A 21,062-nucleotide genomic window follows, 5' to 3' on the forward strand; every position below is an offset into this window, starting at 1 on the left:
TGCCCTAGTTTTCGCCATGCGCAACCGAAGGGAAATCCTTCACAATGGCCGCATGAAATCCAAGGAGCTGCAGACCCCCGCCATCCAGGTACTGGAACGGATGTTCTCCCTGCTGGACGTCCTGGCCCAGCATCAAGATCCCGTGTCGCTGAAGATCATCAGCGAGACCACCGGGCTGCATCCCTCCACCGCGCACCGCATCCTGAATGACCTGGCCCTGGGTCGATTCGTGGACCGTCCCGAGGCGGGCAGCTACCGGCTTGGCATGCGCTTGCTGGAATTGGGCAATCTGGTGAAGGCTCGTCTGGACGTGCGAGAAGCCGCCATCGGCCCAATGCGCGAGCTGCACAAGCTGACGCATCAACCGGTGAACCTGTCGGTGCGCCAGGGCGATGAGATCGTCTACATCGAACGCACGTACAGCGAGCGGTCCGGCATGCAGGTGGTGCGGGCGGTGGGCGGGCGCGCCCCGCTGCACCTGACCTCGGTCGGCAAGCTCTTCCTGGCCAGTGATGATCCGCAGCGGGTGCGCGCTTATGCCACCCGCACCGGCCTGAGCGGCCACACCCGCAACAGCCTGACCGATGTGGCCCTGCTGGAACGGGAAATGGCGCTGGTGCGCCAGCGTGGCGTAGCCCGGGACGACGAAGAGCTGGAGCTGGGCGTGCGTTGCATGGCCGCCGGCATCTATGACGACCAGGGCAAGCTGGTGGCGGGGCTGTCGATCTCCGCACCGGCCGACCGGCTGGAAGAAAGCTGGCTGCCGCGCTTGAAGGAAACGGCGGCCCGCATCTCGTCCGCGCTGGGCTTCAGGGGCTGATCAGCCCGGCACCACCCCACCCGCATCGAGAGCAGGCGGCCGCAACAGGTCGGCATCCACCCCCATGATCTCGCTGGCGCGCTCGACGGCCTGCCACAGGTCGGTGGGCATCTGCAGGATGGCCTCGGGCGAATCCGCTTCGGCAATCCAGTCGCCAATCTGTTGATGCTGCTCAGGGGTCAGCAGGTCCAGACTCAGCATTTCATCAATGGTTTTCATGGTGACTCCTGTGAATCTGGTGGGACCGGTGAATGTGGGGGCAGCGGAAGCAAGGCGCATCCCTGCCGGTGTGGCCGTTGAAACAACAAAGCGGGCCGAGGCCCGCTAGGTGACAAGAACATCTGACAGCAGCGCTGAGGCGGCACCCGGGCGTCAGCGCCGGGCGTGGCATCACTTGACGCTGGGGGTGGCGGCCACCGCAGCCGCTGTTGCGGCCGTGGCCGGAAGCGCAGTCACGGCCGTCGCTGGGCCGGTGATGGGTGAACTGGCGCCCATCAGCCACTTGCGCACCCGCTCGGCATCCCCAATGCGGGAATACTTGCCGGCCGAATCCAGGAACACCATGATCAGCTTGCGGCCAGCCATCTGGGCCTGCATCACCAGGCATTGACCCGCTTCATTGATGAAGCCGGTCTTCTGCAGGCCGATGTCCCAATCCGCCTTCTTCACCAGGCCATTGGTCGTGCCAAAGCGCACCTGGCGGCGGCCCAGGGCCACGGTGTATTCGGGGGAGGTGGAGAGTTCGCGAATCAGCGGGAATTGATGCGCCATCTTGACCAGCACCGCCAGATCCCGGGCGCTGGATTGATTGCGGCTGGACAGGCCCGTGGGCTCCACATAGTGCGTGTCCGCCATGCCCAGCAGTTGGGCCTTGGTGTTCATCGCCGCGACAAAGGTTTCCAAACCGCCCGGATAGTTGCGCCCAAGCGCATGGGCCGCACGGTTTTCGGACGACATCAGCGCCAGATGCAGCAACTCACCCCGAGTGAGCGTGGTGCCGACGGCCAGACGGGAGCTGGTGAACTTCTCCGTGTCCTTGTCGTCGTCGGTGATGGTGATCTTTTCGTCCAGGTCCTGCTTGGCCTCCACCACCAGCAGCGCCGTCATCAGCTTGGTGATGGACGCAATGGGGAGGACCGCCTGAGGGTTCTTGGAGAACAGGACTTCGTTGGTGTCCTGGTCCAGCACCAGCGCCACGCTGGACTTCAGGTCCAGCGGATCTTCGGTGTCGTGCAGGCCATACATCTGGCCGAACGAAGGTTTGGGCGGCACCACCGCGACCTCACGGGCCGCTGCGCGTGCCGCCACCTTGCGCGGCGAACGCGGCGCAGGTTTGGCCTTGCGCACGGACGTGCTCTTGGTCTTGGCTTTGGAGGTGGTGGCCGCTTGTGCCGACTGGACCGGCAGCAAAGTGACGCAGGTACCCGCCAGCAGTAGCACTCCGCTCAGCGCGGCACCAGACAGCAATGTCGCTATGGTCTTCAATCGGGTCCCCAGTCAGTCGGGCCTGAGTTTAGAGGATCGCAGAAAGACCGGCAAGATCAAGGACTTAGTTCACGCTTTTAAAGTGAATATTCCTCGCCCTTTCAGCCCTGGGCCGCGACCCGTTCCGTCCTGCTTTGCAACTTGTTCAACGCGCTCAAATATGCTTTTGCGGAGGCAACGACGATATCGGGATCTGCCCCGACCCCGTTCACCACTCGCCCGGCGTGTTGCAAACGCACCGTGACTTCACCCTGCGATTCTGTGCTCCCGCTGGTGATGGCGTTCACCGAATACAGCAGCAATTCGGCACCACTTTGCACTTGGGTCTCGATCGCTCTGAGAACCGCGTCCACCGGGCCGTTGCCGTCGCTCTCGGTGCGCACTTCGGTGTCGCCGTCAGAGAACACGACCTGGGCGTGCGGACGCTCCCCGGTTTCGGAGCGTTGGGACAGGGCCACCAGCCGGTAGTGCTCATGCTCCTGGGCGGCGGATTCATCCATCACCAGCGCCAGGATGTCCTCGTCAAAAATCTCGGCCTTGCGGTCGGCCAGGTCCTTGAAGCGCTGGAAGGCGGCATTGATCTCGGCTTCCGACGCCAGCTGCACGCCCAGTTCCTGCAGACGCTGCTTAAAGGCATTGCGGCCCGACAACTTGCCCAGCACGATCTTGTTGGCGGCCCACCCCACGTCTTCCGCGCGCATGATTTCGTAGGTGTCGCGAGCCTTCAGCACGCCGTCCTGGTGGATGCCCGAGGCATGGGCAAAGGCGTTGGCCCCCACCACCGCCTTGTTGGGCTGCACCACAAAACCGGTGGTCTGGGACACCATGCGCGAGGCCGGCACGATCTGCGACGGGTCCACCCGCACGTCCAGCCCGAAGTAGTCACGGCGGGTCTTGACCGCCATCACCACCTCTTCCAACGAACAATTGCCGGCCCGCTCACCCAGGCCATTGATGGTGCATTCCACCTGGCGCGCACCCCCGATCTTCACACCGGCCAGGGAATTGGCCACCGCCATGCCGAGATCGTTGTGGCAGTGCACGCTCCAGATCGCCTGGTCGGAATTCGGCACCCGCTCACGCAGTTCCTTGATGAAACTGCCATAGAGCTCCGGAATGGCATAACCGACGGTGTCCGGTATGTTGATGGTGCGGGCGCCCTCGCGGATGACCGCTTCCACCACCCGCGCCAGGAATTCCGGGTCGGAGCGGTAGCCGTCCTCCGGGGAGAACTCGATGTCATCGGTCAGGTTGCGGGCGAAGCGCACCGCCTGAATTGCCTGCTCCAGCACCTGGTCCCGGGTCATGCGCAGCTTCTTCTCCATGTGGAGCTCGCTGGTGGCGATGAAGGTGTGGATGCGGGACCGGGCCGCCCCCGTCAGGGCTTCGGCGGCGCGGCCGATGTCGCGGTCGTTCGCACGTGCCAGCGAACACACGGTGCTGTCGCGGATGGCTTCGGCGATGGCCTTGACCGCCTCGAAGTCGCCCTGGCTGGCTGCCGCAAAGCCCGCCTCGATCACGTCCACCTTCAATCGCTCCAATTGCCGCGCGATACGCAGCTTTTCGTCCTTGGTCATGGACGCTCCGGGGGATTGTTCACCGTCGCGCAGGGTGGTGTCGAAGATGATCAATTGCGATGAAGACATGGTCGGGCTTCCTTCAAACGGTGGCGGGGTCGAGGCGGACGGCAGACAGGCGGATCGATCAGGCTGCTTGCAGGCGGACCAGCTTCAGCAGCCCCCGCTGCGCCGCCCGGCGCAGACCGGACACGATGGCCTTGAGGGAGGCCGATGCGATGTTGCTGTCCATGCCCACACCGAACAGGGTGGCTTCGCCCACACGCAGTTCCAGGTAGGCCACCGCCTGCGCGTCGGCGCCGCTGCCCAAAGCATGCTCATGGTAGTCCAGCACCCGCACCTGGGTCTGCAACACACGGTTCAGGCCCTCGACAAACGCGTCGATCGGGCCCTTGCCCTGCCCTTCCACCTTGACCATGCGCACACACAGGTCGGCCTGCGCCGTGACGCGGGTCTGTCCGTCTTCGGTGATGCCGATCTGCGGCTGCAGCGCGGGTGCCTGCTTGACGCCGTATTCGCGGTCGAAGATCTGCCAGAGGTCGGCGGCACCCAGCTCCTTGCCATGGGTGTCCATCACCTGCTGCACGATCTGGCTGAACTCGATCTGCAGGCGGCGTGGCAGCTCGATGCCGTATTCCGTCTCCAGGAGATAGGAAATGCCGCCCTTGCCGGATTGGCTGTTCACCCGGATCACGGCTTCGTAGCTGCGGCCCAGGTCCTTCGGATCGACCGGCAGATACGGGATTTCCCAGAGATCGCCGTCCTTGCGGGCCGAGAAGGCCTTCTTGATGGCGTCCTGGTGTGAACCGGAGAACGAGGTGTAGACCAGCTCGCCCACATAGGGATGACGCGGATGCACCGGCAGCTGATTGCAATGCTCGACGCAGCGACGGACGTCATCGATGTCGGAGAAATCCAGGCCCGGGTGAATGCCCTGGGTGTAGAGATTCAGCGCCACATTCACCAGGTCCAGATTGCCGGTGCGCTCGCCGTTGCCAAAGAGGCAGCCTTCCACCCGGTCTGCGCCGGCCATCAGGGCCAGTTCGGCAGCGGCGGTCCCGGTGCCGCGATCATTGTGGGGATGGACCGACAGAATCACGCTGTCGCGCCGCTCGATGTTGCGGACCATCCACTCCACCATATCGGCAAAGCAATTGGGTGTGGCGTTCTCCACGGTGGTGGGCAGGTTGATGATCACCTTGCGGTCCGGCGTGGCCCCCCAGGCTTCGGTCACCGCATCCACCACCCGTTTGGAAAAGGCCAGCTCGGTGTTGGAGAACATCTCCGGCGAATATTCATAACCGAACTCGGTCTCTGGATGGGCGTCCACCAGCGCGCGGATGATGCGGGTGTGGGTGACCGCCAGATCAACGATCTGGTCCTCGTCCATGCCCAGCACCACACGGCGCATCACGGGTGCCACCGCGTTGTAGAGGTGGACCACCGCCCGCTTGGCGCCCTGCAGCGACTCGAAGGTCCGCTCGATCAGCGGCTGGCGTGCCTGCGTCAGCACCTGGATGGTGACGTCATCGGGGATATGCCCCTCCTCGATCAGCAGGCGGACGAAATCGAAATCGGTCTGGGAGGCGGACGGGAAACCCACCTCGATCTCCTTGAAGCCGATGCGCACCAGCATCTGGAACATCCGCAGCTTGCGCTCCGGGTCCATCGGTTCGATCAGGGCCTGATTGCCATCCCGCAGGTCGGTACTCAGCCACAGGGGCGCCCGCGTGATCTGCACACCGGGCCAGCGGCGGTCCGGGAGTTGGATGGGGGCGAAGGCTCGGTACTTGAGGTGCGGTTGCTTCAACATGGGCGTTCCTGGGGGTTCAGGTTCGCAACTCGCAGCCTTGGAAATGAACAACGGCCCGCTGCGGGTTGCATTCGGGCCGTTGATCTGAGGGAGACGTCTGGTGGTGCAGGGACGTGCGCGATCTAGCGAACCCGGGGGTCGCCTAGTAGTAGCAGCGCAATGTGTGCAGGGAACGTCATAGCTATTGAATATAGGGGCCGGGATGCCGGTCCGTCAACGCCGCAAACCGGCGTTTGGGCAGATTCACGTCACGGCGCGCCCGTTTTGCCTTCGTCAGCGATGAAGGCCGGCTTCATCCGGCTCATCGGTGGAGGTGGCAATCACGCTGACCGGTTTGCCCTTGGCGCGTTTGACGGCGTAGACCACATAGCCGGACACCCCATACAGGCAGAAGACGGCGAACAGCACCGACGGTGGATGGATATTGATCACGGCGATGGCCAGGGCGATGGCCACGATCACGATGAACGGCACCGAGCGCTTGAAGCTGATGTCCTTGAAGCTGTAGAAGGGGGCGTTGGTGACCATGGTGAGGCCGGCGTACACGGTGAAGCCGAAGGCCACCCAGGCGAGCACCGGGTCTTGGTACACCAGCTTGTAGCCGGCGTCGTCCATCACCCAGATAAAACCGACCACCAGGGCGGCGGCGGCGGGGCTGGGCACGCCCTGGAAGAAGCGGCGATCGACCACAGCCAGGTTGGTATTGAAGCGAGCCAGGCGCAGGGCGGCGCCGGCGATATAGACGAAAGCGGCGAACCAACCCCACTTGCCCAGGCCTTGCAGGGCCCAGGAATACATGATGAGGGCGGGGGCGGCGCCAAACGACACCATATCGGAGAGGCTGTCCATCTGCTCGCCGAAGGTACTTTGGGTATGGGTCATCCGGGCGACGCGCCCGTCGAGGCTATCCAGCACCATGGCGGCAAAGATGCCGTAAGCCGACTGCTCAAACCGACCACTGATGGCCATCACGATGGCATAGAACCCGCTAAACAGGGCAGCCAGCGTAAACAGATTGGGCAGGATATAGATGCCTTTGCGGCGGCGACGCGGCAGCTCGAGGACATCGGCATCAGCCTCCTCGTCCTCGTCCAACAGAGCTGCGTTCTTGTTCTGCGATGCATTCATGGGGCGGGAGGATACCTCAGCCCCCTCATGGAAAAGCCGCCCGTAGCACTGCCACGCGCGGCTTTTGACCGAGGTTACACCCCCGAAACAACACCACCCCCACCTTTCCTCCCTTTGCAGCCAGCGCGCAGTTCCACGCCGCGCCAGCCGGCGTTCCTCCAGCGGAGACCGTGGACCGGCTTTGCCGGCCCACCGGTCTCGCCCCCCTGGGGGGGCCGACGAAGTCGGTAGGGGGGGGCCCTCAATTCTTGGTTTTGTCCACCAGCTTGTTGGCCTTGATCCAAGGCATCATCGCGCGCAGCTGCTCACCCACCTGCTCGATCGGGTGTTCGGCGGTCAGGCGACGGCGGCTGATCAGCGTCGGGGCGCCGGCCTTGTTCTCCAGGATGAAGCTCTTGGCATATTCACCGGTCTGGATGTCCTTCAGGCACTGACGCATGGCGTCCTTGGTGGCCGAAGTCACCACGCGAGGGCCGGTCACATATTCCCCATACTCCGCATTGTTGGAGATGGAGTAGTTCATGTTGCCGATACCGCCTTCGTAGATCAGGTCCACGATCAGCTTCAGTTCATGCAGGCACTCGAAATACGCCATTTCCGGCGCATAACCGGCTTCCACCAGCGTCTCGAAACCCGCCTTGATCAGCTCCACGGCGCCGCCGCACAGCACGGCCTGTTCACCGAACAGATCGGTTTCGGTCTCTTCGCGGAAGCTGGTCTGGATGATGCCGGCCTTGCCACCGCCATTGGCAGCGGCATAGCTCAGGGCCAGGTCGCGGGCCTTGCCGGTCTTGTCGGCATACACGGCGATCAGGTGAGGCACGCCGCCGCCCTGCTTGTAGGTGTTGCGCACGGTGTGGCCCGGGGCCTTCGGGGCCACCATCCACACGTCCAGGTCTTCACGGGGCTGCACCTGACCGTAATGCACATTGAAGCCATGGGCAAAGGCCAGCGAAGCGCCTGCCTTGATGTTGGGCTCAACATCCTTCTTGTAGACGTCGGCGATCTGCTCATCGGGCAGCAGGATCATGACCACGTCGGCGGACTTCACCGCGTCGGCGATCTCGGCCACCTTCAGGCCGGCACCTTCGGCCTTGGACCAGGACGCACCACCACGACGCAGACCCACGGTGACCTTCACACCGCTTTCGTTCAGGTTCTGGGCATGGGCGTGGCCTTGTGAGCCATAACCGATGATGGTGACGTTCTTGCCCTTGATCAGGCTCAGGTCAGCGTCCTTGTCGTAGTAGACGTTCATGGTGGGTTCTCCAGGGGTTCTGCGGCTGTTGGCCGGGGCAAAAAATCAGGAATTAATGGAAGGGAGGCTGAGTGGATGTCGCTCAGACTGTCACTCAGACGCGAAGAATTCTCTCGCCACGACCGATGCCGCTGGCGCCGGTACGGACCGTCTCCAGAATCGAGGCACGGTCGATGGCGTCGATGAACGCGTCCAGCTTCGAGGTGTCGCCGGTCAGCTCGATGGTGTAGGTCTTCTCCGTCACATCGATGATGTGGCCGCGGAAGATGTCGGCGGTGCGCTTCATTTCCTCGCGCTCCTTGCCAACCGCCCTCACCTTGATCAGCATGAGTTCGCGTTCAATGTAGCGGCCTTCGGTCAGGTCCACCACCTTCACCACCTCGATCAATCGGTTCAGGTGCTTGGTGATCTGCTCGATCACGTCGTCGCTGCCGCTGGTGACGATGGTCATGCGCGACAGCGAGGCATCCTCGGTGGCCGCCACGGTGAGGCTCTCGATGTTGTAGCCCCGGGCGGAGAACAGGGCCACCACACGGGACAGCGCCCCGGGCTCGTTCTCGATCAGCAAAGCAATGATGTGTTTCATGAATCTTGTCCTTCGCGCTCTTCAGACCGGCGGCGGTAACCGACAGCCCTTGGCCACGGGGTCAAAGACAGGGGACAGGCTCGGTGTTGGTTCCGGGCATCTCCGAGGTTCTTCGGGGGTTTTCGGGGTTCTGCGGGTCGCTCCGCACAGTGAGGGCCTTCGGCTGCGGGTCACCGGTCACGCGGTAACGTGACCGACGCTGGCAGCCCCCCGCCCTCGTTGCGTCAGAGGTCTTCCGAACCGAGCAGCATTTCCGACAGGCCCTTGCCCGCCTGGACCATCGGCCAGACGTTCTCGGTCGGGTCGGTTCGCACGTCCAGGAAGACGGTGCGGTCCTTCAGGCGGATGGCCTCGCGCAGCGCACCTTCCACATCGGACGGCTTCTCCACCAGCAGACCGACATGCCCATAGGCTTCGGCCAGCTTGACGAAGTCAGGCAGCGCATCCATGTAGCTGTGCGAGTAGCGCTTGCCGTAGTCCAGCTCCTGCCACTGCCGCACCATGCCGAGGTAGCGGTTGTTCAGCGAGACGACCTTCACAGGCGTCTTGTACTGCTGGCAGGTGGACAGCTCCTGGATGCACATCTGGATGGAACCTTCGCCGGTGATGCAAAACACATCGGACTCCGGCTTGGCCAACTTGATGCCCATCGCGTAGGGCAGGCCCACACCCATCGTGCCCAGCCCGCCGGAATTGATCCAGCGACGCGGCTCGTTGAAGCGGTAGAACTGGGCGGCCCACATCTGGTGCTGCCCCACATCGGAGGTGATGTAGGTATCCCGCTCGCGGGTCAGGTTCCAGAGGGTTTCCAGCACGAACTGCGGCTTGATGACCTCATTGGACTGCTTGTAGGCCAGGCAATCGCGTTTGCGCCAGTCATTGATCTGGCTCCACCAGGCATTCAGCGCCTCGGCATCCGGACGCGCCTGCGCTTCCTTGATCTGGGCGATCAGTTCCTGCAGCACATCCTTCACATCGCCCACGATGGGAATGTCCACCCGCACCCGCTTCGAGATGGAGGACGGATCGATGTCGATGTGGATGATCTTGCGATCCACCGATGCGAAATGCTTGGGATTACCGATCACCCGGTCATCAAAACGGGCACCCACGGCCAGCAGCACGTCGCAGTGCTGCATGGTCATGTTGGCTTCGTAGGTGCCGTGCATGCCGGGCATGCCCAGGAAGCGCGGGTCGGTGCCGGGCATGGCGCCCAGGCCCATCAGGGTGTTGGTGCAGGGATAGCCCACCAGATCGACCAGCTGGCGCAGCTCGGCCGCGGCTTCACCGAGGATGACGCCGCCACCGGTATAGATATAGGGGCGCTTGGCCGACATCAGCAGTTGCACCGCCTTGCGGATCTGGCCGCTGTGCCCCTTCTTGACCGGGTTGTAGGAGCGCATCTCCACACGGTCGGGGTAGCTGAAGGCGGCACGCGCCACCGAGACGTCCTTGGGGATGTCCACCACCACCGGGCCGGGGCGGCCGGTACGGGCGATGTGGAAGGCCTTCTTGAGCGTTGTGGCCAGGTCCCGCACATCCTTCACCAGGAAGTTGTGCTTGACGATGGGCCGGGTGATGCCGACGGTGTCACATTCCTGGAAGGCGTCCAGGCCGATGGCCGGCGTGGGCACCTGTCCGGTGATGATCACCATCGGGATGGAATCCATGTAGGCGGTGGCAATGCCGGTGATGGCATTGGTGACGCCGGGGCCGGAGGTGACCAGGGCCACACCCACTTCGCCAGTGGCGCGCGCATAACCGTCAGCGGCATGCACGGCTGCCTGCTCATGACGGACCAGCACATGCTGGATGGCGTCTTGCTTGTAAAGCGCGTCGTAGATGTAGAGAACAGCTCCGCCTGGGTAACCCCACAGGTACTTCACGCCCTCGGCTTGAAGACTGTGAACCAGGATTTCGGAACCATTCAGCTCCTGGGAACCAGGGCTGGATGATGGGCCGGAAGAAGAATGCGGCTGTGAGCGAGCTTCCGAGATCGCTGCACGTTTGATGTCCGCGGCAGACATTTCCATATGTCGAACCTCTGAGATTTTCTCTGACGAAAAACCATCGGTGCTCCTCCTCTCACTCTTGTGAAGCGGATTCGGAACGGCGCGGTCAAAAACCAGGGCGCCCGGGTCGGGCAACCAGACTTGAGACCCATACTGCGTTGTGCGAGGTGAGATTATGCATGGAAACCCCCATCGCAGCCTTTGCGGGAGCCGAAGGCTCACTCTCTTCCACACGCTGTACACCCGAGCCCGCACACCAGCCGCCTAAATAAGCGGGCAGCGCCCCGTGCTGTGTGTCTGAAGTGCCATAATCTGCGGCGTTTTGCCAGCCCGACCGCCACCGCGTGGCGACAGCCCTTGGCCACAGACAAAGAACTCAACGATTTTCTGAAGACGGTAGACCGACGTGCCTTCAAACGCACGGTCTATCTCGTACGGGATGAGGATGCGGCACTGGACATCGTCCAGGACGCCATGATCAGGCTGGCCGAAAAATATTTCGACCGGCCGGCTGAAGAACTGCCCATGCTGTTCCAACGCATCCTCTCGAATGCGACGATGGACTGGTTCCGGCGCCAGAAGACCCGCAATGCGGTGTTCAGCAACCTGTCGGACTTCGAAGGATCCGATCCTTCGGACGATTTCGACCTGCTGGAAAGCCTGGAATCACAGGATGGCGCCATGGGTGCGCTCTCGGCCGCGGATGAAGTTTCCCGCAGCCAGGTGCTGGCCTTGATCGACGAAGAAGTATCAGCGCTGCCCGCGCGTCAACGGGAAGCCTTTTTGCTGCGTTACTGGGAAGAACTCGATGTTGCGGAAACGGCCGCCGTCATGGGCTGCTCGGAGGGCAGTGTGAAAACACACTGCTCTCGAGCCGTGCATGCGCTGGCCAAGACGCTCAAAGCCAAGGGAATTACGCTATGAACAAAAACTTGCCGACGACGCCGCTCCCGCAGGAGCTGGATGCTCGCATGGCCCGTTTTGGCCTGCGGGTGGCAGCCGGCCTGACCGAACGTAGCGACTCCCTTTCCGGCGACATCCAGGAGCGGCTTCGCTTTGCACGTGAGCAAGCGCTCGCGAAGGCGATCGCAGCCCGTGCGGCCCAACCGGTCACGGCCACCACCGTGCAGGCCACCGGCGGCACGCTGGCGCTGGGTGGCGGTGAGCGCACCCCCCGCTGGCTCAAGGCCGCAGCCCTGCTGCCCATCGCCCTGCTGGTGGGCGGGCTGTTGCTGATTCAGCACAGCCAGTGGTACGAGCAGATCCGCAGCGCCGCCGAACTGGACACCGACCTGCTGTCCAAGCCCCTGCCTCCGGCGGCTTACAGCGACCCTGGCTTCCGTGAATATCTCAACGAAAACCAGGCCGACCCCAGCAATCCCAGCGACCCCAACGCGGAAGAGTCCAAAGAGTGAGGACACTTCCCATGGTGACGGGTGCTGGTCGGGCCTCGACCGGTGAGTCCGTGGGCGCCGGGTTGCTGAGCCTGGCGGGCACCGCCGTGCTGTCTGCGGTCCTGATGTCTGCGGTCTTCTTGGCGCCAGGCGCAATGGCGCAAGGGAGCCCCACCACCGCTGCTTCGGCCCCGGTGGCCATGGCGGCGGCCACGTCCAGCCCCACCGTCAACACCGCCCCCGCTGCGGGAGCGGGGCCCGTCAGCCCATCCCCCAGCCTTGCTGCCAGTGCATCAGCCGGCAGCACCGGCGCCACCACCAGTCTGCTGAGCCCAAGTTGGGCCTCACTCACGCCCAGCCAGAAGGAATGCCTGGCCCCACTCGCCCCGGAATGGGATCGGCTGGACAGCGCGCTCAAGGGCAAGTGGCTGGAAATTGCCGCCCGTTATCCGAAGTTGTCACCGGAACATCAACAGCGACTGCGTGAGCGCATGGTGGCCTGGACCCGTATGAGCCCGGCCGAGCGTCAGAAGGCCCGCATCGGTTATCAGCATGCGGGAGACCTGCGGTCGGAAGAACAGGCGTCCCGGCTGCAGGCCAAGTGGGAGGCCTACCAGGCCCTGTCCCCCGAAACCCGCCAGCGCCTGGCGGAACGAGCCGCCGAAAAAGCCTCTGAGCGGGTCTCCGAACGCCGCGCCGGCAAAGACACGGCCGATGCGATGGCCGTCAAGCACCTGCCGGGTTCACCGACATCGTCCGGCGCGGCAGCCTTGCAGCAGGCGCCCCTGACCTTGACCAGCAGCGGGCCCACCGTCGTGCTGGCCCGCCCTGGCACCACCACCATCTTGCTGACCCGGCGCGCCGATGCGCCGATGCCAGCGGTACGCACCCTCGGTGGCGCTGCACGCCCCTTGCGCTCCCCGCGCGACGGACACCTGAATCCGCAAACCCTGCTGCCCGAGCGCGACGCCGCCCGCCGGGCGGACGACACCAGCCGCTAAACTGGCTGGATGATCGTGCCGCAAGATTTCTCGCCGCCCAGCCTGTGGCGGCGGATGGCTGCTTTCCTTTACGAAGGCGTGTTGTTGTTCGGGGTGGTGGTGCTCACCGGCCTGGTGTATTCACCGCTGACCAACCAGCGCCATGCCCTGAAGGGTCAGCATGGGCTGCAGGCCGCCTGCTTTGTGTTGATCGGCCTGTATTTCATCTGGTTCTGGTGTCGGGGCGGCCAGACGCTGGCGCAAAAGACCTGGCACCTGCGGGTGGTGGATCTGCAAGGGGGCCCGTTGAGCCCCTGGCGAGCGCTGATGCGCTATTTGCTGTCCTGGCTGTGGTTTCTGCCGGCGCTGCTGACGGTCTCGCTGATGGGGCTCACCCAGAGTGCGGGTGCCCTTTGCGCGGCGGTTTTGGGCGGCATCCTGGCATATCTGCTAATCGCCCGTCTGCATCCGCGCCGCCAGTTCCTGCATGACGTGCTGTGCGGCACGCAGATCATCACCCAGCGCCCTGCACCCAAAGCCCAACGCGCCCCCCAGCAGCCTGCCGCAACGGCCGGCGACCCGTCCTGAGACGTTTCCAGACCGCCATGAGCAATCCCCACAAGGGCCGTACCGGCCTCGACCGCATCCTGCATGCGGCCGGTTATTCCTGGGCCGGCCTGCGCGCCGCCTATCAGGGCGAAAGCGCCTTCCGCCAGGAAACCTGGTTGACCATCATCGCCACGCCGCTGGCCTTCTGGCTGGGCCGGGACTGGGTGCAGGTGGCCCTGTTGCTGGGGTCGCTGGTGCTGGTGCTGATTGTGGAACTGCTCAATTCAGCGGTGGAGGCGGCCATCGACCGTGTCTCGTTTGAAATGCACGAACTCTCCAAGCGGGCCAAGGACATTGCCAGCGCCGCCGTCCTGCTGGCGCTGCTGCTGGCCGGCAGCATCTGGATCGCCGCGGTGTGGCAACACCTGGCCCCGCACCTCTGACCTGACGCCAGATGCTGAAACAGGTGGGGGAGGCCCCGCCAGCGGCGGGGCGTCGCCTTCAGAGAAGGCGTGCAACAGGGGCAGACCGGGTCAGGCCGTGTTAGGCCGTGTTAGGCCACGTTAGGCAGCGTCAGATCGCGTCAAACCACGTCAGACCGCCGCTTCGTCCTCTTCGCCGGTACGGATGCGGATGACCTGCTCCACCGGTGTCACGAAGATCTTGCCGTCGCCGATCTTGCCGGTCTTGGCGGCCTTGAGGATGGCGTCAATGCTGCGCTCGACGTCTTCGTCCTTGACCACCACTTCCACCTTCACCTTGGGCAGGAAGTCCACCACGTATTCGGCGCCCCGATAAAGCTCGGTGTGGCCCTTCTGGCGGCCAAAACCCTTGACCTCGGTGACGGTGAGGCCGGAAGCGCCGACTTCAGCCAGGGCTTCGCGGACTTCGTCCAGCTTGAACGGTTTGATGATGGCGGTGATTTGTTTCATCGCGAACTCCGGGAGAGGGATAGAACTGGCTGTGATTTAAGCACGGAACCCGGCCGAAGCCATCCCCCGTTGGACCCGCAGCGGTCCCTGGCTGTCCATCCGTCAATCAGGGATCCGCGCCAGGTCCGCCAACCAGACGCTGGCTTCCGAATCGCTGGGCGCTCGCCAGTCTCCGCGCGGGGAAAGGGAACCGCCGCTGCCCACCTTCGGTGCATTGGGCACACAGCTGCGCTTGAACTGGCTACCTTTGAAGAAGCGCTGCACAAAAATGCGCAGCACCCGCTTGATCTCCGGCAGGGTGTATTCGTTGCGGCGCACATGCTCGCCGTCCGGCCAGTCGCCCTGATGCCGGTCGCCCCAGGCATGCCGCGCCAGGAAGGCGATCTTGGCCGGTGAGCAGCCCTGGCGAATGGTGTAGAACAGATTGAAATCCTGCAGTTCATAGGGGCCGATGTGGGCCTCGGTGCTTTGCAAACCACTGGCGCTCGTGCCGTCCTGCGGCACCAACTCCGGGCTGATTTCCGTGCCCAGGATGTCCAGCAGCACCGTCTTGCCCTGCGGGCCCAGTTGTTCGGTCTCCGCCACCCAGCGCACGAGATACTGGATCAGCGTCTTGGGCACCGACGCATTCACGTTGTAGTGAGACATGTGGTCGCCCACGCCATAAGTGCACCACCCCAGCGCCAATTCGCTGAGGTCGCCCGTCCCCAGCACCAGCGCGCCGGTGTGGTTGGCCAGCCGGAAGAGGTGGCTGGTGCGTTCGCCGGCCTGCACGTTCTCGAAGGTCACGTCATAAACGGCCTCGCCCTTGGCATACGGGTGGCCCAGATCGGCCAGCATCTGCTGGCAACTCGGGCGGATGTCGATCTCACGGGCCTCGCAGCCGATGGCCGCCATCAGGCGCATGGCCTGGTCACGGGTGCGCGTACTGGTCGCAAAACCGGGCATGGTCACACCGAGGATGTGGCTGCGCGGCCAGCCCATCAGGTCCATGGCCCGCGCGGCGACGAGCAGGGCATGGGTGGAATCGAGCCCGCCGGAGATGCCCACCACCAGCTTGTGGATGCCGCTGGACACCAGCCGCTGCACCAGCGCCTGCACCTGGATGCTGAACACTTCATTGCAACGATCATCACGACGGGTGCGGTCGGACGGCACGTAGGGGAAGCGCTCGACGCGGCGGCACAGCGCCAGCGGGGCCTGCAGATCCAGGCCCAGCGGGGTGGACACGGTGCGGAACTCCTTGAGCAGCGGCGCATGGTGACGCACCGAGTCGCCAAAACTGGTCTGGCGCATGCGCTCGCGGGAAAGGCGTTCCAGGTCCACATCCGCCAGCAACAGTTGCGCGCGCCTCACAAAGCGTTCCGCTTCGCTCAGCAGGCTGCCATTTTCATAAATCATCGCCTGGCCATCCCAGGCCAGGTCGGTGCTGGATTCGCCGGCGCCGGCCGAGGTGTAGACATAGGCCGACAGGCAGCGTGCGGACTGCTGGGCCACCAGCTGGTGCCGGTAGCCCGCCTTGCCCACCGTCACATTGGAGGCGGACAGATTCACCAGCACCGTCGCCCCCGCCAGAGCGGCATAGGACGACGGGGGAATCGGCGTCCAGACGTCCTCGCAGATTTCCACATGCAAACGCAGAAGCGGGAAATCCTCTGCCGCCACCACCAGCCGGGTGCCAAACAGCACCTGCTGGCCCAGCAGCACGATCTCGGTGCTCAGGGCTTCGTCGGCCGCGTTGAACTGGCGCGCTTCATAAAACTCACCATAGTTCGGCAGATAGGTCTTGGGCCAGACCGCCAGCAGCCGCCCACGCTGAAAGGCCACGGCGCAGTTGAACAGGCGGTGCTCCACCCGCAGCGGCATGCCGACGATGGCGATGGTGGGCAGCTCCCGGGAGACCGTCAGCAAATGGGCCAGTGCAGCCTCACAACCGTCGAGCAGGGCGCGCTGATGGAACAGGTCGTCGCTGGTGTAGGAGGACAGGCCCAGTTCGGGAAAGGCCACCACGGCAGCCCCTTCGCTGGCGGCCTGCTGCAGCAGCAGCGCCGTCTGCTCGGCGTTGTAGGCCGGATCGGCCACCTTGCAGACCGGCACGCCCACCGCCAGGCGGGCGAAATCATGCAGGTAGAGGTTGTCGAAGCTGCCGCGTCCGGAGGCGGACGTGCCCGTCAAGGTGGAGGAAGAAAGCGTCGCTTGCATCAGCCACATCCTGCCATCAAAGCGCGGGGTTTTGGGTTGGCCCTAAGATTTCCACCACACTTGCGCCATTGCATGACTGACACCACCACCGACGCTCCACTGATCCGGGTTGATGATGACCCGGCCGAACTGCCGCTGGAGGCGTGGAATGCGCTGCTGGCGGCGTCTCCGCTGCCCTCGCCGTTCATGCGCCTCGAATACCTGCGCGCCCTGCAGGCGTCCGGATCAGCGGTTGCCAAGACCGGCTGGCAGGCCCAGTTCCTGAGTGTCTGGCAGGACGACCAGCTCATTGCCGCCTGCCCGGCCTATGTCAAGGGCCACTCCTACGGCGAATATGTCTTCGACTGGGCCTGGGCGGATGCCTACCAGCGGCATGGCCTGGACTACTACCCCAAGCTGCTGGTGGCGGTGCCCTTCACCCCGGTCCCGGGCAGCCGGCTGCTGGCGCGGGACGACGAGGCGCGGGCCTGGCTGGTGAAGGGATTACGGGCGCTGGCGCAGCGGGCGGAGCTGTCATCCATCCATGTGCTGTTTGGTGATGCGAAGGATCAGGCGGTCATGGCCGCCGAAGGCTGGCTGGCGCGGCAGCAGGTGCAGTTCCATTGGACGGGCGACGGTACGCCGCGCAGCTTTGCCGACTACCTGCAGACCTTGCAACGTGAAAAGCGCAAGAAGATCCAGCAGGAGCAGCGCAAGGTGGTGGAGGCGGGCATCCGCTTCGAAGCGCTGCGCGGCAGCGCCATCACCCAGCAGGACTGGGATTTCTTCTACGAGTGCTACACCCTCACCTACCTCGCCCACCACAACAAGCCGTACCTCAAGCGCGACTTCTTTGCGCGCATGGCGGCGAACCTGCCGGAGCAGTGGCTGATGTTTATGGCCCGGGACAAGCAGGGCGAGCGGGTCGCGGCGTCTTTGGTGGCCATCGATGAGGGTCAGCGCGCCGCCTACGGCCGGTATTGGGGGGCCACCCGCTACATCCCCCATCTGCATTTCGACGCGTGCTACTACCAGCCGCTGGCCTGGTGCCTGGCACAGGGATGGTTGAGGTTCGAAGGGGGTGCTCAAGGCGAGCACAAGATGGCGCGCGGGCTGTTGCCGGTGACGACCCATTCGTCACACTGGCTGGCGCATCCGCAGTTCCGGGAGGCGGTGGCGGAGTTTCTGGCGCGGGAAGGCGATGCGATGGGGAGTTACATCGACGAGCTGGAGCGGCATCAGCCGTTTAAGGCTGGGGCTGGAGCGGATGCCCTTGACCGGTGAACTCAGGCGGCGCGGAAGAGTTCCGGAGAAAACGCGTCCAGGTCATCCAGCACGGGGGCCTGGTGGTCAACACGGCCGGACAGCGGACGCACGTTGTGCGACGCCTGGTAGGACGACTGCGTGGAGGGAGTGGCGCCCTGCTTGCGCTGGGCGGCCAGAATGCGGTTGCTGAGTTCAGGCTTCTTCAGCACATCACGTGCAAAGTCCGCCGCCTGGCGAAGGTCAGCATTCGTCAGCTTGTGAGACTGCAACTGAAGCAAACCGCCCGTTGTACGAACAAATGCCATAAAGCGCTCCGAAAGTGTTCAAAGTTTAGCAGTCAGTGCGCGTTCGGCAAGTTGCGGTCCGACCAACGGGCGGCGTAATCCGGACTTTCGGGCAGAAAGTCGACCAGCAGGTGGGCGCACACCCACAGCACTTTGCCCAGATCCCGCCGGCGGGACAAGACATGGCCTTGCGGATCACCTGCCGGTGCATCGCCGCTGTCCGGGCTGGTGCCGTCCGCCGTGTCTTCGGGGGCCTCTTCCGGCAGCGAATCCGCCGAGCCGTCGGCCAGCCAGGACATCGGCCCCACCAGTTCCACCAGCCCGCTGTCCAGCCGCTCGGACGACACCGTCAACACCCCCACCGTGGTGTGCGGCCCCCAATCGGGGGTCACGCCAGCGGAGTAGGACGACAGCGGAAAGGCCAGCACATATTTCCAACGGGTGCCCGACAGTGCGGCACCGTGCGGGCCACCGTCGTCTTCGGAATAGAGATAGGCGGCCTCGTGCTGGCTGTCACTGAGCTGCGGATCCACATACATCACCGGCAATGACCGCTTGAATGCGGCGCCGATCACGCCCTCGCCCAGTGGCACCACCAGCGGATGGTGCGGCACCACATAGTCCTTGCCCGGCGAGAGCACCAGGCTCTGCACCAGATCATGGCGGGACTCGTCGTAGGTGAACATGGCGATCTCGGCATCGTCCAGCCCGTGCCCGGCCGAGCCAACGCCGTTGAGCACATCGCGGAACTCGCTCTCCCAGGCCCGCAGCGGGCCTTCGTAGGCAGCCATCGTCTCCCGGCTCAGCAGGATGGCCCGCATGGCCAAGGTGCGGCCACGGATGCGGGTGGTGTCCTGAAGCGGAACGGCGGGGCGGAACGGCTCCACCCGCCAGCGCACGTCATAACGGTGGCCCACCATCGGAAAACTCACCCGCAGTTCCCACACGTCTTCGCCGATCTGGGAGAGATGGCCGGACTCATGCGCGGTCAGTTCCGCATCATTGACCCACTCGCCTTCAGTCCCGTGCTCATGGAACTGCAGATAGTCGTCCAGCGGCGTGGCTGGATAGGTGCTCCAGCGCATCACCTGCACAAAGGGCTTGAGCGGATAGTGTCCGCCCGGCAACTGCACCCGCAGCACCAGTTGGCGCAGAGGTGCGCGCACCACATAGGACGTCACTTCCAGCTCGGCCAGTCGCACACGGGGGCGCCGGGCCTGGGCGCTGGTGGCCTTGCGACGCTGCAGCGCCTCACGCTCGCAGGCCGCCACGGTTTCCCAGCGTGTGATGGCGTAGGTGTTGAAGCACTTGTAGCGGTAGCCGTAGTCCACGGCCGGGCCGGTCAACCGACGCCCGACATGGATGCCGGCCCGCACCCGCTGCACGGGGCCCTGCGGCCGGTCCACCCATTGGTAACCGGCGCTCTTGGAGGTCTCATTCAGCTCGATGGTGTTGTGGGAGATGCGCCCCAGCGACACCGAGCAGACCACCGGCACCACCTGCGTGGGCAGCGGCCGCTCAAACCAGTGTTGGCTGACATCGGTCTGCACCACGGCCACGCCGGTGGCATCCACGCCGACCGCATGCCGCACCGTGTCGATCCACTGGCCCTGCCGCTCGGCGGCACGCCGATGCACCCGGGCCTTGTGCATGTCGATGCCGTGAATCTCCTTCTTGCCACGTGCGATCTCATGCACCGGGGCGCCGCCGCCCGCACCGAAATGGATGGACCGGAAGGACATGCGCCCGGTCTCCAGGATGTCGATCAGATTGACCGAGTTCCGGCCGGACTCCGAATGCGTCACACCGCCGCTGCCGGCGGCCAGCACGGCGATTTCGCCTTCGGTGTGATGGTCGATGGAATAGCCGAGCCGGCCAAAGGCGGCGTAGTGCTTGTGGCCGTGCAGGATCAGGTCCACATCGCACCGGTTGAGTTCCTTGAGCACCAGCCCCGCATTGCGCAGCACCAGAAACGGCTCAAACGACGTCAGGCCTTCCGCGATGGAGGCTTCAGGAATGGGCAGCGGATGGTGGTGCAGCAGCGCGATGCGCGGCACAAACGGGCGCGCACCCGGGGCCTCGCGCAGGTTCAGCATCTGCGCTTTGAGCTTGGTCACCTCGCGCGCATTCACATTGCCGGTGGCCAGGCGCATGGCGTCATTGCTGTCGAGATAGACCAGCACCACCTCCTGCGGGTCGTCGCTGCGCAGCAGGTCGATGCGATAGCCGCTGTCCTGCCGGGCGATGAAGCGCTTGGCGGAGGTCCACCACTTGCGGGCGTACAGCGCCGGCGTCATGCGCAACCGCAGCAGGCAGCGCACGGGGAACGAACTGCGGCGATAAGCCAGATAGGAGGGCATGGCCGCTGGCAGCTCAAAAGCCCCCTGACCAAACACCGCCCCAAAATTGGTGGAGAACGGGCGGAATTTCAGATTGCCCCAGGGGCCGCAGTCATGATTGCCGGGCACACAACGCAGTTGCACCTCCCGGGGCGATCCGGTTTCGCGGTTCAGGCGGTTCAAGGTCTCCAGCAGCGATTGGAATTCCTTGTGGGCGGCGGCCAGCATGAACAAGCCACCGTGGTCCACCAGATCTCCGGTACACACCACCAGATCCGGCCGCTCCCGCCGCGCCAGTTCACCGACATAGTTCCACACCGACTCGTCGAAATGATGGCCGAAGTGAACATCCGACAGGTGGAAGATGCGAAACGGCCGTGCGGCTGAAAACGTCTGCGACGCCGACGGGTCTGCCCCCGGGCCGGACATGGCGCCGGCCTCTTGCTCCGCGGCCTCCG

The 21,062-nt window shown here is 64.3% G+C and carries 19 protein-coding genes; 7 read left to right on the forward strand and 12 right to left on the reverse strand.

The genetic code is table 11. The annotated features are described in order from the left end of the window. The first annotated feature begins 52 nt into the window (after positions 1-52). Positions 53-820 carry an IclR family transcriptional regulator gene (locus tag OU995_RS25325; protein WP_267832940.1) on the forward strand — a complete coding sequence of 256 codons (768 nt, stop codon included), beginning with the start codon at positions 53-55 and terminating at the stop codon, positions 818-820. On the opposite strand, the gene OU995_RS25330 is transcribed toward OU995_RS25325, so the two are convergent. The 8 genes from OU995_RS25330 to OU995_RS25365 all read right to left on the reverse strand — a co-directional run bounded on the left by OU995_RS25330 (position 821) and on the right by OU995_RS25365 (position 10,700). Then, entirely contained in the window at positions 821-1,039 is a 219-nt protein-coding gene (locus OU995_RS25330; protein WP_267832941.1) for a hypothetical protein, read from the reverse strand. A 171-nt stretch (positions 1,040-1,210) separates the two neighbouring features. Next, positions 1,211-2,260, reverse strand: coding sequence for a D-alanyl-D-alanine endopeptidase (gene pbpG / locus OU995_RS25335; protein ID WP_420714903.1), 1,050 nt, complete (start codon positions 2,258-2,260; stop codon positions 1,211-1,213). A gap of 146 nt (positions 2,261-2,406) precedes the next feature. Beyond that, the gene (locus OU995_RS25340) at positions 2,407-3,951 is read right to left on the reverse strand and encodes a 2-isopropylmalate synthase (protein ID WP_267832942.1); all 1,545 of its coding nucleotides are present in this window, start codon (positions 3,949-3,951) and stop codon (positions 2,407-2,409) included. A gap of 58 nt (positions 3,952-4,009) precedes the next feature. Continuing rightward, positions 4,010-5,695: a 2-isopropylmalate synthase gene (gene leuA, locus OU995_RS25345; protein ID WP_267832943.1), complete on the reverse strand. Its 1,686-nt coding sequence runs from the start codon at positions 5,693-5,695 to the stop codon at positions 4,010-4,012. A gap of 273 nt (positions 5,696-5,968) precedes the next feature. Beyond that, positions 5,969-6,823: a CDP-diacylglycerol--serine O-phosphatidyltransferase gene (gene pssA, locus OU995_RS25350; protein WP_267832944.1), complete on the reverse strand. Its 855-nt coding sequence runs from the start codon at positions 6,821-6,823 to the stop codon at positions 5,969-5,971. A 241-nt stretch (positions 6,824-7,064) separates the two neighbouring features. Further along, positions 7,065-8,081, reverse strand: a complete 1,017-nt coding sequence (ilvC, locus tag OU995_RS25355; protein WP_267832945.1) for a ketol-acid reductoisomerase — start codon at positions 8,079-8,081, stop codon at positions 7,065-7,067. A 94-nt stretch (positions 8,082-8,175) separates the two neighbouring features. Continuing rightward, on the reverse strand, positions 8,176-8,667 hold the full coding sequence (gene ilvN, locus OU995_RS25360) for an acetolactate synthase small subunit (RefSeq protein ID WP_267832946.1): 492 nt from the start codon (positions 8,665-8,667) through the stop codon (positions 8,176-8,178). Between the two features lie 224 nt (positions 8,668-8,891). Continuing rightward, the gene (locus OU995_RS25365; protein ID WP_267832947.1) at positions 8,892-10,700 is read right to left on the reverse strand and encodes an acetolactate synthase 3 catalytic subunit; all 1,809 of its coding nucleotides are present in this window, start codon (positions 10,698-10,700) and stop codon (positions 8,892-8,894) included. 336 nt (positions 10,701-11,036) lie between these two features. On the opposite strand from OU995_RS25365, the gene OU995_RS25370 reads away from it, so the two are divergent. The 5 genes from OU995_RS25370 to OU995_RS25390 are packed head-to-tail and all read left to right on the forward strand — an operon-like array spanning position 11,037 to position 14,045. Beyond that, entirely contained in the window at positions 11,037-11,603 is a 567-nt protein-coding gene (locus tag OU995_RS25370) for an RNA polymerase sigma factor (RefSeq protein WP_267832948.1), read from the forward strand. After that, positions 11,600-12,094, forward strand: coding sequence for a DUF3619 family protein (locus tag OU995_RS25375; protein WP_267832949.1), 495 nt, complete (start codon positions 11,600-11,602; stop codon positions 12,092-12,094). The genes OU995_RS25370 and OU995_RS25375 overlap by 4 nt, the downstream gene beginning before the upstream one ends. Positions 12,095-12,105: 11 nt before the next feature. Continuing rightward, positions 12,106-13,074 (forward strand): DUF3106 domain-containing protein, encoded by a 969-nt coding sequence (locus OU995_RS25380; RefSeq protein ID WP_267832950.1) that lies wholly within the window; start codon positions 12,106-12,108, stop codon positions 13,072-13,074. A 9-nt stretch (positions 13,075-13,083) separates the two neighbouring features. Then, positions 13,084-13,641, forward strand: a complete 558-nt coding sequence (locus tag OU995_RS25385; protein ID WP_267832951.1) for an RDD family protein — start codon at positions 13,084-13,086, stop codon at positions 13,639-13,641. Positions 13,642-13,658: 17 nt separating this feature from the next. Beyond that, complete coding sequence (locus OU995_RS25390) at positions 13,659-14,045, forward strand: diacylglycerol kinase (protein ID WP_267832952.1); 387 nt, start codon at positions 13,659-13,661, stop codon at positions 14,043-14,045. Between the two features lie 150 nt (positions 14,046-14,195). Here the strand turns inward: OU995_RS25390 and OU995_RS25395 are convergent, their stop codons facing one another. Together OU995_RS25395 and OU995_RS25400 are read right to left on the reverse strand one after the other, a co-directional pair. Beyond that, the gene (locus OU995_RS25395) at positions 14,196-14,534 is read right to left on the reverse strand and encodes a P-II family nitrogen regulator (protein WP_058934292.1); all 339 of its coding nucleotides are present in this window, start codon (positions 14,532-14,534) and stop codon (positions 14,196-14,198) included. A gap of 102 nt (positions 14,535-14,636) precedes the next feature. Next, positions 14,637-16,736, reverse strand: a complete 2,100-nt coding sequence (locus tag OU995_RS25400; RefSeq protein ID WP_267832953.1) for an NAD(+) synthase — start codon at positions 16,734-16,736, stop codon at positions 14,637-14,639. A 72-nt stretch (positions 16,737-16,808) separates the two neighbouring features. Here OU995_RS25400 and OU995_RS25405 point away from each other — a divergent pair, with 72 nt between their 5' ends. Then, on the forward strand, positions 16,809-17,999 hold the full coding sequence (locus tag OU995_RS25405; RefSeq protein ID WP_267832954.1) for a GNAT family N-acetyltransferase: 1,191 nt from the start codon (positions 16,809-16,811) through the stop codon (positions 17,997-17,999). Between the two features lie 2 nt (positions 18,000-18,001). Here the strand turns inward: OU995_RS25405 and OU995_RS25410 are convergent, their stop codons facing one another. Together OU995_RS25410 and OU995_RS25415 are read right to left on the reverse strand one after the other, a co-directional pair. Further along, positions 18,002-18,286: a hypothetical protein gene (locus OU995_RS25410; protein WP_267832955.1), complete on the reverse strand. Its 285-nt coding sequence runs from the start codon at positions 18,284-18,286 to the stop codon at positions 18,002-18,004. A 32-nt stretch (positions 18,287-18,318) separates the two neighbouring features. Next, complete coding sequence (locus OU995_RS25415) at positions 18,319-21,033, reverse strand: metallophosphoesterase family protein (protein WP_267832956.1); 2,715 nt, start codon at positions 21,031-21,033, stop codon at positions 18,319-18,321. Positions 21,034-21,062 lie beyond the last annotated feature (29 nt).

It is taken from the genome of Roseateles sp. SL47, from assembly GCF_026625885.1.
Lineage (GTDB): Bacteria > Pseudomonadota > Gammaproteobacteria > Burkholderiales > Burkholderiaceae_C > Roseateles.